9 protein-coding genes are annotated in these 12,399 nt (G+C 41.1%); 1 reads left to right on the top strand and 8 read right to left on the bottom strand.

All coding sequences use genetic code 11. The features are described 5' to 3' along the window. Window positions 1-131: 131 nt before the first annotated feature. From xylA to BFP75_RS21315, 5 genes are all read right to left on the bottom strand, one after another. Window positions 132-1,448, bottom strand: a complete 1,317-nt coding sequence (xylA, locus tag BFP75_RS21335; RefSeq protein WP_410504103.1) for a xylose isomerase — start codon at window positions 1,446-1,448, stop codon at window positions 132-134. Window positions 1,449-1,458: 10 nt separating this feature from the next. Then, window positions 1,459-2,946 carry a xylulokinase gene (locus tag BFP75_RS21330; RefSeq protein WP_099547345.1) on the bottom strand — a complete coding sequence of 496 codons (1,488 nt, stop codon included), beginning with the start codon at window positions 2,944-2,946 and terminating at the stop codon, window positions 1,459-1,461. Window positions 2,947-3,213: 267 nt separating this feature from the next. Beyond that, on the bottom strand, window positions 3,214-3,834 hold the full coding sequence (locus BFP75_RS21325; RefSeq protein ID WP_099547344.1) for a response regulator transcription factor: 621 nt from the start codon (window positions 3,832-3,834) through the stop codon (window positions 3,214-3,216). A gap of 628 nt (window positions 3,835-4,462) precedes the next feature. After that, on the bottom strand, window positions 4,463-6,175 hold the full coding sequence (locus tag BFP75_RS21320; RefSeq protein ID WP_099547343.1) for a PorP/SprF family type IX secretion system membrane protein: 1,713 nt from the start codon (window positions 6,173-6,175) through the stop codon (window positions 4,463-4,465). A 133-nt stretch (window positions 6,176-6,308) separates the two neighbouring features. Then, window positions 6,309-7,565, bottom strand: a complete 1,257-nt coding sequence (locus BFP75_RS21315) for a tetratricopeptide repeat protein (protein WP_099547342.1) — start codon at window positions 7,563-7,565, stop codon at window positions 6,309-6,311. 262 nt (window positions 7,566-7,827) lie between these two features. Here BFP75_RS21315 and BFP75_RS21310 point away from each other — a divergent pair, with 262 nt between their 5' ends. Further along, on the top strand, window positions 7,828-8,019 hold the full coding sequence (locus BFP75_RS21310) for a hypothetical protein (protein ID WP_099547341.1): 192 nt from the start codon (window positions 7,828-7,830) through the stop codon (window positions 8,017-8,019). A 15-nt stretch (window positions 8,020-8,034) separates the two neighbouring features. On the opposite strand, the gene BFP75_RS21305 is transcribed toward BFP75_RS21310, so the two are convergent. The 3 genes from BFP75_RS21305 to BFP75_RS21295 all read right to left on the bottom strand — a co-directional run bounded on the left by BFP75_RS21305 (window position 8,035) and on the right by BFP75_RS21295 (window position 12,144). Further along, window positions 8,035-8,865, bottom strand: coding sequence for a DMT family transporter (locus tag BFP75_RS21305; RefSeq protein ID WP_262497634.1), 831 nt, complete (start codon window positions 8,863-8,865; stop codon window positions 8,035-8,037). A 197-nt stretch (window positions 8,866-9,062) separates the two neighbouring features. After that, window positions 9,063-10,868, bottom strand: coding sequence for a ribonucleoside-diphosphate reductase subunit alpha (locus tag BFP75_RS21300; protein WP_099547340.1), 1,806 nt, complete (start codon window positions 10,866-10,868; stop codon window positions 9,063-9,065). 1 nt (window position 10,869) lies between these two features. Then, on the bottom strand, window positions 10,870-12,144 hold the full coding sequence (locus BFP75_RS21295; protein WP_099547339.1) for a ribonucleotide-diphosphate reductase subunit beta: 1,275 nt from the start codon (window positions 12,142-12,144) through the stop codon (window positions 10,870-10,872). Between the last annotated feature and the right edge of the window lie 255 nt (window positions 12,145-12,399).

Raw genomic sequence — 12,399 nt, 5'->3', positions numbered from 1 at the left:
CTACGATGCATGCTTAAAAAACTAAGTACATGTTTCTTAAATGCCTCGCTAGCCAGCCCCGAGTTAGTTCACTTTAAACTAAAAAGGCCTTGAGCAAAATCAAGACCTTTTTATGTTAAAAATTCCTTGAATTATATATACTGATTGATAATATTTTCAAACAGCTCCTGCTTACCGCTTATTAAAGGTAATTCTCCGTTCTCCTTGGCAATGGCATACAAATCGTTCAGGTCCAATTTACCGTTCTCAAAATCCTTCCCTTTTCCTGAATCGAAGGAACTATACCTCTTTTTTCTCAAACTTGAATAGGCAGAGGAAGTTATTATTTTGTCCGCAGTCAAAAGTGCACGGGCAAAGGTATCCGCACCACCAATATGGGCTAGGAATATATCTTCCAAATCCGTGGAGTTTCGCCTGATCTTGGCATCGAAATTTATACCGCCCCCTTGAAGGCCTCCAGCCTCCAGGAATACCAACATGGCTTCGGTCGTTTCCAAAATGTTGTTGGGGAATTGGTCCGTGTCCCAGCCATTTTGATAGTCGCCCCTATTGGCATCCAAACTTCCCAACATACCTGCCTTACCTGCTACGGCCAATTCATGTTGGAAGGTGTGTTGCGCCAAGGTTGCATGGTTTACCTCTATATTGATCTTGAAATCCTTTTCCAATCCATATTCACGTAGGAAACCAATAGCAGTTGCGGAATCAAAGTCATATTGATGCTTCATGGGTTCCATCGGCTTCGGTTCTATAAAGAAATTCCCTTTAAATCCTTTCCCACGGGCGTAATCCCTGCACATGATCAAGAACTGCCCCATGTGGTCCAATTCGCGGCCCATATCGGAATTCAAAAGCGACATATAACCTTCCCTACCGCCCCAGAACACGTAGTTTTCACCATTGAGTTCCATGGTAGCGTCCAAAGCCATTTTTATTTGCGCACCTGCCCTTGCCACTACATTGAATTCAGGGTTGGTCGCCGCACCATTCATATAGCGCGGATTTGAAAAGCAATTTGCCGTTCCCCAAAGTAATTTTTTGCCGCTAGCCTTCTGCTTTTCCTTGATGTAGTCTACAATGGTATTCAATCTTTTTTCCGATTCCAAGAACGTGGGACCCTCCTGAATAAGATCAAAATCATGAAAACAGAAATAGTCAAAACCGATTTTCTCAAAAAACTCGAAAGCCGCATCTGCCTTGTCCTTTGCTGCCTGGACCGGATCTGAAGATTGGTCCCACTCAAAATTCTGGGTACCAGGTCCAAATGGATCGGAGCCTTGGCCACAGAAGGTATGCCAATAGGCTATGGCAAACTTAAAATGCTCTCGCATGGTTTTTCCCGCCACCACTTGATCCGGATTATAATATTTGAACGCCAAAGGATTATCCGAATCCTTTCCTTCAAACTTGATGGTATCTATACCTTTAAAATACTGCTTGTCCGCCATTATAATTATTTTATAAGTTGTTTATTATTGTTTCCAATTCCTTCTTCCAAAGTTGATATGCCCTTTGGTATTCTGCCTTATTCTCCAAAGGCTTAAATGTCAATATGTAATCGTTTTCCATGATGGCCTTTCCAAAAACTTGGTAATCACCATCCTGTAAAAGTCCTGCCCTAGCCGCTCCTATGGCACCCGTGGTATTATAAATTTCAATATCATATCCAATGAGCGTGGCTACGGTTTCAGAAAAAATATCCGACCTAAAAAGGTTGTCGTTTCCTGCCCGCATCACATTGACCCGTATACCGTCAGATTCCATAATTTCCATCCCGTAAACAAATGAAAAGGCAATGCCCTCAAGAGCCGCCCTACACAAATGGCCCTTGCCATGGTTGTTCAAGTTAATGTTCACCAGCCGCGTACCAACTTCCTGATTATTAAGCATCCGTTCCGCACCGTTTCCAAAAGGTATGATTACCACACCATCAGAACCTACAGAAACTTCTTCGGCCAGTTTGTTCATTTCGTCATAGGACGCTACATCCAAATTATTAAGCAACCATCGGTACTGAATCCCAGAGCCATTGATACAAAGTAGCTTTCCTATCCTTGAGTCGTTTCCGGGAGTATAATTTACGTGCGCGAAGTTATTTACCCTGGCGCTTTCTTTGACAGAAAGACTATCGGTAACGGCATAAACTACTCCGGAGGTACCTCCAGTAGCGGCTACTTCGCCCGGATTAAAGACATTTAAGGACAAGGCATTGTTGGGTTGGTCCCCAGCTCTGTATAAAATTGGAGTCCCAACCTGTAAACCACTTTCAGAAGCCCCTTTTGCATCAACGCGTGATTGTATACCGAAAGTCTCCACAATATCAGGGACCAGACTGGCATCCAAGCCGTAATAGTCCATCAAAAAAGAAGCGATATCCTTTTTCTTAAAGTCCCAAAAAATACCTTCTGAAAGTCCGGATACCGTCGTATTTATTTTTCCTGAAAACCGCATGGCTATGTAATCGCCAGGCAACATGAACTTATGGATTTTTGCAAAAATTTCCGGCTCGTTGTCCTTTACCCATTTTAATTTACTGGCCGTAAAATTGGAAGGTGAATTCAATAAGTACTCCGAGCATTTTTCCTCCCCTATTTCTTCAAAGGCTTTCTGACCGATTGGCACAGCCCGGCTATCGCACCAGATAATGGAATTGCGCAGCACCTTTTGGTCCGCGTCCACAACCACCAACCCGTGCATTTGATAGGAAATACCTATCCCGATAATTTCTTCGGAAGAAATACCGTGCGTTTTGATCAGTCTTTTGATACCATGGCAGGCATGGCCCCACCAATCCTCCGGATTTTGCTCAGCCCACCCATTTTTTATTGCCAGCATGGACATTTCCACCTCCGGCTCCTGAACAACGGCTACACTTTTGCCAGTGTTGGATGCCACCAATGCAATCTTTATTGAGGAACTACCAATATCCAAACCTAAATAGTACATATACAGACAGTGCTTTACGTGATTTTTTGCCTCCTAAAAGTACTATAAAGTTAGCTTCTTAAAGAATATAGGGAGGAAGTTTAGTTAACAATACATCAATTGAAGACCTTGAAAATCCCGTATTTTACAAGATTATAAGTTTGATTTTTAGATATATATATTTTTTTCGTGAATTACGAAAATAACCCGAAACCCTTTTCGTAAAGAAAAAGGCCCAAGGAAACCAAATGGGTTCCCAAGGACCTTTACCCAAAGCATAAGTAGGTATTATAGGCTTTCTAGTTTACTCAAAGCTTCGGACTTTGAATTTACGTCCAACTTTAAATAGATATTCTGAATATGAAAATTGACGGCACTGGTAGTAACAAATAGTTTGTCCGCTATCATTTTATAGGTTGCCCCATTGCATAAATAGTCTACGATTTGATTCTCTCTTTCCGAAAAGAAACTATAGGATTTCCTATTGAAATTGGACACAACCTGTTTAACGATGTCGTTACTGATGGTTGCTCCTTCCTCCCTAACGCTGGTCAGTGCATGGCTAAACTTATCTGCGGACATGGGTTTGGTCAAATAGCCATTTGCTCCTTTTTTGAAACTTTTTTTAATAAGTTCGAAGTCATTGTTTTCACTGATCATCACGACCTTCACGTTCCAGTCCTTTTTGCGATATAGCTGAATGGTATCCAAACCGTTGGTTTCAGGCAAATCGACCTCCGTTAAAACGATATCGGGCCTGGTTCTGTTAAAATCCTTTAGGGCCTTATTAGCAGTGGTATAAATGCCCATAAGTTGAAAACCATCCACTCCTTTTAGGTAGTTTAGATAGCTAACATGTAAATGTTCATTTTTTTCTACAATAATGAATTTTAAATCCTGAGTTTTCATAAGTAAGTTAAATTGTCCTGTTCGGTTTCTTTTGGGGAAACCAAATCCGGGGGTTAATAATTGGGTAAAATCTGGGTAGCCTACGGCCGTTATTTACTTTTTTATTTTGGGATAGCCTATAAATGAGCTTCCTGTCCAAACTGGGTACATCCGGAAAAAAATAAAAAAATAATGGTGTAGGGCGAAAATTGTCCTAGAAAGGATGTTGTTCCGGCTCAAGGAACGGTCTGTGCAAAATGGGCTTAAGAATAAATTTCAAAAAATAAAGCTTGTTGAGCAAATGCTTTGGGCTTGTCGTTAAGAAGGATTGCTTGTGGGTAACAAGCTGTAGGTAAAAATTATCCATAATCTGGGGGATTTGGGGTTAAACAATGGTTTCTAATAGGTTTGTGTTCGAAATATACCCTTTTAACAACTAGACCTGATAAACTCCTGCATTTTTTCGTTAAAATGCACAATTTGGATGTATTTCATCGAAATATGATGTTAAAAATAAAAAGGAGGGGCCCCAGTTATCCCCCCGGATACTACCCCTCCTTCTGTCGACAATTTACTCAAACTTAGAAATACTCAAACTTTTATATGCCGATTATAGTGTGCAAACCCTGCTATATTTTTGTTAATTTCTTTAATATGTATCTCCATCTTCAAAAGTGTTGGATACAGTAGCTGTATGCTCGTCCACCTGCATGATCCACTTTTCATCATTGTATTTGCCACCCAAATTGGATACATAAGCATTATGTGCTTCGCTTTTGTAATCGTAATCCGCCAGATAGACATAATACAAGCCGTTTTCCTTATTGTAAAACTGCTTGGCATCCAGTCCTTGGTCCTTTAATTTTTGCATGAAGGCGTTCAAATACTTTTTGTTGCTGTATACATTGGCGATTACATAATACCCGGATTTTACCCCTAGGATATCTGAGCTTCCCAACATTTTAATGGGCAGTTTGTTATATTTTTCAAAATCCTCCTCAGCGGCCATACGGGCATGCTCCTCCTCCATCTTCTTGGCGGCCATCATGGTCCTTTCCTCCAACTTGAAGTTTTGAATGTTGGAATCCACACTATTTTTGATATCGTTCCGTAACAGTCTCACAATGGTCTCAAACTTTTTTTCAAAGGCCAAGGTTCGCGCTTCCTCAATGGAATCCTGTCTTAGAATGAGTTCATCCAGAATTAATCGGTTTTGATAGGCCAAGTCGTTGGGGTCTACATTTTCAATGGGTTCCGAAGCAATGTTTCTATTGGCCGCTTCTTTTTCCGCCTCCCTTTTTTCCTTTTTCCTTGTTTTGTCCCTTTCCGATATTAAATCGGCAATCTGCTCCTCATAGTTGCGCACAATGGCATCTATCTTACTGTCATTGGAACGATCCGCAATGGTGATGGACATATCCTCGTCCTTGAACTTATAGGCCAAGGATACCTCGTGGTTCCAACCTAGGTTCGATTCATTTTGGGAAAGGTCCTTCTCTATTAAATATCCCAAGGACATTTTTTTACTGAAATTGAACCCTACTCCGGCAGACATGCCATACTCTTGGTCTATCGTTGTTTGCAACCATCCATAATTTGGTAGGTCCAACAAAAGGGAACCTAAATAGTATATGCTTCCTTCCTCGTTTTTACCTACTTGTCCCAAGGGCATCAAACGGGCATTTTCAAACAGTCCCCTGCCAGCATTAAAGGAATGCGTGTACTGCATGGATGCCTTAACACTTCGTGTGGAAAGATTGGTCAGGAACTCGTCCGTGGTTTGGTTGTAGCGCAATAAATCCTCTGCATACAGTCCAAAGTCAAATTTTCCTATGGAAAGGTTGATGCCCGGTTGAACCGCAATCTTGCTTTCCTTTCTGGATTCTGTAATTTCTGGATCGGTTTCAGAAGTTACCACTCGGTTTTTATCCAATCCTTGATTGAAATAAGTAACATTCGTACCAAAAGTAAGTGTGCTTTTATTTCCAAGTTTTACCGCGGTGGCGTAATTGGCATTAAAACCGAATTCCTGTACTACACCTGACCATTGGCTGTAAATACCAATTCCTATGGCAGTTCTATCGTTTAGCATGTTACTGAAACCTAAAAAGTAGTTCTGACTGTTGTCATCAAAAGTGGCATACTGGTTTCTATGTAAAATATTTAGATAGGATTTGTTCTCCCTCACCAAGGAAAATGTTGGATTGATCAAATATCTATTGAAGAACAACTGGTTACGATACGTACTGCTGGAGTTTAAATTGGTTCCAGTCTCTTGTCCAAGTACATTTAGGCTTCCCATAAACATGAACAGGATAAGGGGGAGTCCTATTTTTGCCGATATTTTAAGAATATTTTTCATTTGAGTAGAGTTTAACGTTCGAGTAAAATTATCTTCAAAGGATTGGGGGTGTTAACATCACATTCTAGGGATGTGGGTTAACTTCCTTTGTATGGTTCATCATAGAAAAGATTCGGGGGGAAATTTCATCTATTTAATTTTCATCCTCAAAAACCGATGTTGAGTACTGGGTCCTTGTTTCCGTGTTCATGGCTTCCATCAAGTGGAAATCCCTAACATTCTTGGTATTGTTTTCACCAAAGTAGGAGAATGCGACCATTTCTAGGGCGGTGCCATTTCCACCTCTGTTGGACATAACGTAGCCCATACCCTGCTCATTCGAAAATTGAATGGAAAAATCATCTTTAGGACTGTTTATGGTGCTTCCCATATTCATGGCCAAGCCTACGTTTCTTTTTTCGACCTCTACCATAAAGACATCCAATCCGCCATATCCTTGATGGCCTTCCGAGGCAAAAACCAAAGTATTTCCTTCCATAACCTTGGGATACATTTCATTTTTTAGGGTATTCACTTTAGTACCCAAGTTTTTGGCGACTCCAACGATACCATTGGATTTTATGGTAGTGACATAAATGTCAAACGCTCCAAAGGTTCCTGGCATATTGGAAGCAAAGAATAGCCTCGTGCCGTCCTTGGAAATTGCTGGATGCAAGGCGGAGTATTCCTTGGGACACAATGCCAATTCCTTAATGGATTTCCATTCCCCGTTGACCTTATCTGCCCTAAAAATCCGGTGGACTTTTTGCTTTTTAGAAAATATGCCAGTGGTTGGTTTTATCCAAACCTCTTTGCTGAAGTAGGCCGTTTTACCGTCCTTGGTCAACACTGCAGGGCTTTCATAGGTAAACTCCTTTACCTTGGGTTTGTCCTGTACCTCCAAAAAGTAGGACATTTCATTGCCCAAGGAAGCCGTGCTATATTCTGGGTTAATGGATAATGCTTTAAAGTTTTTCCTTCTAGACATCTTGTTTACGGATTTGGATGAAGCATCGGTCATATGGTAGTCGGACTTTACAAGCTCCGTCCAATTCTCGTCCTCTTCCGCAGATTTTGCCGCTTCTCCAAGTTTTGATAGGGCATAATCGTAGCGCTTCTGGTAAGAAGCATCCAAATGACCATCCGGGCTGATTTCAATCAATTTCTGATACCAGAACAAGGCGGTTTCATAATTGTGTGACAAAAAATGGGCATTGCCCAAATCTTGATAGATTTCCTCTTCAGAATAACCCAAGGACTTTAGGTCCTCATAATTCTGGAGGCGTTTTTCTGTTTCGGTCAATTGATGGGTTCCATTGGAAACCACCAAACCATCCTGGGCATTTAGTGTATAAGAACCTATGATTAGGCTACACCCGATTACCATTTTGTAAGCTAGAGTATTTCTCATAATACTTGGTTTTGGGGTTCAACATGACAAAGTTCCCAATTGCTTACCACGAGACACTTATTAAAAATTAATAGGTTTTCACAGGTTTTTGGCTTTTTTCTTAAAATTTTAGGTATTTCATCGAAAAATTCTGTCCGTTCATCCTAGAAATTCATTTCATCGGAAGTAATCATCAATATAGCACGGGATATTTTTCTTAATTATTTGTTAATTATGTTAAAGATTTGTAAATTGACCTACTAGGAACCAAACCTTTAAACAGATGAACACTTCCTCAAAAAATAGCCTCGACTTAAAATTGATGACGGACGTCATCGTACTATGCATGCTTATAGTATCCGCTATGCTGTTCCTTCAGTATTACCATGAAATAGAAAATGAAATTACCACCGCTGTATTGAATTCTATGAGTGATATCAACAACAGTATTGTAAATACAAGGACCGGTAGATAAGTTTTCCTTAATAGACTATCGTTTTCCAACAAATACATTGGCCACCAACGCGCCAATGATCATCAATATTCCCAAGAGGCTAAAAAAGGAATAATAATCCCCGAACCAGAATACACCCACGGTCAGCGTAAAAATAACCTCAATATATTTTAAAGGGGCTACCAAGCTGGTTTTGGCCACTTGAAATGCTTTGGTCATAAATAATTGTCCAAAAAAACCAAAAAATCCGAGGCTCAATAACAAAAACCATTCATCATCATGGGGCAGGGTGAAATTTTGAATACTCAACACGCCCCCAACCACGGTACCCGTAAACATAAAATAGTTTACAACCACCAGGGGATGGTCTCCCTTGCCTATTTTACGAATGAGCACATAGACCATCCCACTGAAGACCGAAGCCGTTAAGACGAGTAACAACCCTGTGGTATCCAATGCATCCCCAAATCCCTTTATAACCAATACCCCACAAAAGGCGATCAGAAACAACAACCATTGCACCGCCCTCAATCTTTCCTTGAGCCACAATACGGCAAAAAAAGTGGCAAAAATGGGGGCAATATACCGTAAGGAGACGGCAGTACCCACAGGGATAAACTTCAAGGACATAAAAAATAAGCTCATTGCAATGATACCGGCAAACGAACGGTACACCATTAATTTTTTGTTATTCCCAAATATGGGGATGCCCATTACCAGTATGTAGGAAGTGGCTAGGACCAGAGAACCTATGGATCTAAAAAAAACGATTTCAAAGGTTGGGAAATGGCTTAAGTATTTTACGAACGCATTCATCAAAGTGAACGAGAAGGTACTTATTACCATGTACAGGATAGCTTTCTTCAAGAGCTAATTTTGCTTTTTACAAAGTTACGGGAAGCAACCCGGATAAAATATACATCTCGATATTTTCCAAGATTTTATAGGATTAAGTCTTCCCCTCTGCGAAGTTCGAATTTTTGACGAATTGATTTTAATTACTTTGGTATTAATAAGAAAAGGCCCGCGAGTTCGCGGGCCTTTTTATTTTGATAGATCATTGACTATGCTTCGCAGCTTGCACAATCCTTTTTCTGTTTGAATTTCTGGGCGGCGTTCATACTATGCTGATAGTATAGTGACTTCAATCCCAGCTTCCAAGCGGTTACATGGATTTTGTTGATTTCCTTGACGGGCATTTCCGGGTGGACGATGATGTTCACGGACTGCCCCTGGTCAATATGGTTTTGCCTATTGGCCGCCTGATAGATGATATCCATTTGGTCTATTTCAGAATAGGTCTTGAATACATCCTTCTCTTCTTGGGTCAAGAAATCCAGGTGTTGTACGGAACCATCAAAATCCCGGATACTTCTCCAAACTTCGGTCGTATTCTTGCCTTTTTCCTCCAACAAGGCCTCCAAATAAGGATTTCTAATCGTCGTTTTCACCTTGGCAATATCCTTTACATAGGTGTTGGACCAAATGGGCTCTATTCCTTGGGATACTTGACCCAATATGAACGCTGAAGAGGTTGTTGGAGCGATTGCGTTCAATGTAGCGTTTCGTCTACCGTACCCTTTCAATACTTGGGGCTCACCAAATTTTTGTGCCAATTCCTCGGAAGCCTTATAGGACTTTTCCTTAATGGTCTTGAATATTTCACTGTTTAGATTGTATGCATCCTGGCTATCGAACGCTAACATTTTGGACTGCAATAAGGAGTGCCAGCCTAACACCCCAAGACCCAAGGCACGGTTCTCCTTGGCAAAGTTATAGGCACGTTCCATAAACAGAAATGTTTGACGGTCTTCCCTACTATCGGAATCTCGGTATACCTCCAATTTTTCACAGAACTCCGTAATCACGGCATCCAAGAAATACACCATGGTTTCCACGGCATCGGTATTTTTCCATTGATCATAGTGTAATAGGTTCACTGAGGACAATACACATACAAAGGACCAATTGTCATTGGATGGCAACATGATTTCCGTACATAGGTTACTGGCGTAGATCGGTAGGTTTTTATCCTTGAATACATCCGCTGCACCATTGTTGGCGTTGTCCTTGAAGAAAATATAGGGATATCCCATTTCTCCCCTACGTTGCAGTACTTTAGCCCATATGGCGCGTTTATCGGTATCACCGTCTACCATCTCCTGCATCCATTCGTTGGTGACCGTTACACCGTGGGTCAACTCTTGAATGGGGTTTCCTTCCGTTCCTATTTCCAAAAATTCCTTAATATCCGGATGTTCCACAGGTAAATACGGGGAGAACCTACCGCGACGCACGGACCCTTGGCTTACCACATCCACCATACTCTCAAAAAGCTGCATGATATGAACGGCACCCGAAGCCTGACCGTTATTCTTCACCTCCGCACCACGATGTCTTATTTTTCCAAAATAACCTGAAGTTCCTCCACCTAATTTGGACATCATGCCCACTTCTGACTGGGTGTAAAGGATGTTGCCCATATCGTCATCGATGTGCGACCCAAAGCAACTAATGGGAAGGCCTCTCTGTTTTCCAAAGTTCGACCACACCGGGGAGGCCAACGAGAAAAAGCCTTCGCTCATGTAGCCGTAGAACTTATCGGAAAATCCTGGAATCTTCAAGATAGCCTCTGCCCTATCCGCAATTTCACGGATTCGTTCCTCCGGGGTAACTCCTTTAGTCAGGTAACCCGATGCCAAGAAATTTCGGCTATGGTCGTTCAACCAGGCAAATCCCTTTCCTTGCCCCTTACCTTCGGCCAAGTTCTTTATTGCCTCCTTTCTGGCTTGCACCAGTTGGTCAGAACCCTTTAATACTTTTCCTTCTTGTACTACTTCGTTTTGTAGGTTTAGTTTTGTCTCGTTCATGTTAAAATAAGTCGTCGCTGGTTATACTTTGTGTTCTTTTACTGTAGTTAATGGATCTCTTTACAAAAAAGTCCCCATGTTTGGTACCGATAATCTCATCGTCAAACCACTCGGTCTGAGCCAACAAACTTTCGTCTACCTCAAATATTTTGTCGATGCCTATACTGTCCAAGGAATCGTTAAATCTCTTTTTAATGAACTCTTTTACCAGAACCTTCGGTAAAAAGTCAATTTCTCCAGCTTCAAAAATCCAATCGATGATATCGCTTTCGGCCTCAAAGGCATCCTTGCACATGTCCTGTACGGTAGAATGATATTCCACATCGAACCAATCTGGGTTCTCATCTTTGATGATGTTGATGATATCGATACCAAAATCCCCGTGGATCTGCTCCTCCTTGGAGGTAGCCTCCACTACATTGGAAATACCTTTCAGCATGTTCTTGTATTTGTTGAAGGCCATGATGATCAAGAACTGCGAAAACAAGGATACATGCTCAATAAATAGGGAGAAAAGCAATATGGACTCCGCATACTCCTTATTATCCTCACTTTTTGCATTTTTCAAGGCGGTTTCCAAATAATGGACGCGCTTCATGATGACCGGCTTTTTCTTTAGGTTCTTGAACTCTTGGTTCAAGCCAAGGATTTCCAAAAGATGGGAATAAGCATCGTGGTGTCTTACCTCACTTTCGGCAAAAGTGGCCCCTACGGAACCAATTTCAGGTTTGGGCATCTTGTGGTAGATATCGCCCCAAAAACTTTTTACGGCAACTTCAATTTGGGAAATGGCCAGCATGGTATTCTTTATGGCACTGCGCTCCGTATCCGTAAGACGGGTCTTAAAATCCTGAATATCACTTGTAAAATTAAATTCCGTATGGATCCAATACGAATGTCTGATTGCCGGCACATATTCGTACAAAGCAGGATATTCATAGGGCTTTAGATTGATACGCTTCTCGAAAATATTTGATTTCCTTTTTTGCGCCTGTTCGTTCCTATACAGGATGTAGGCCTTGGCCACTTCAAAAAAGCCACCCTCCATTAATTTCTTCTCCACAAAGTCCTGGACTTCCTCTACGGTAGGCTTGTAAGCGTCATCCGCCTGTTTCCGTTCCAACAATGCCGAGTAGACCATTTCGGAAATTTTTTCGGCATCACCAGGGCCACCCAATTCCACAGCGGTCATGGCCTTCAAAATTGCATTCGTGATCTTCTCTAATTGAAAGGGTTTGGTAGTAAAGTCCCTTTTGATGACTTCCGTTATCTCCATGTTAATAAAAGGTTAAAAATGAAACTGTTTTCGAGAGGTATAAAGGTCAAATTTTTAGCCCTTAAATGGTAGGTCGAACGTTTTAGTTTTTCAACAGTTTTATCAACAATGAAAAATTCAAGCTAAAATCCAAAATTAAAAATAAACACACAATTAGCTGTATTACAGTTATTTGAAATTCAACAAATAAAGTTATGAATTATCTTTTGGTACTTCTTTTTGGTTCATCAATATCCTGAACCTCAAGAAAGAAAC

Source organism: Maribacter sp. 4G9 (genome assembly GCF_002742265.1).
GTDB lineage: Bacteria > Bacteroidota > Bacteroidia > Flavobacteriales > Flavobacteriaceae > Maribacter.
This window is presented reverse-complemented; position numbering and strand designations above follow the sequence as displayed.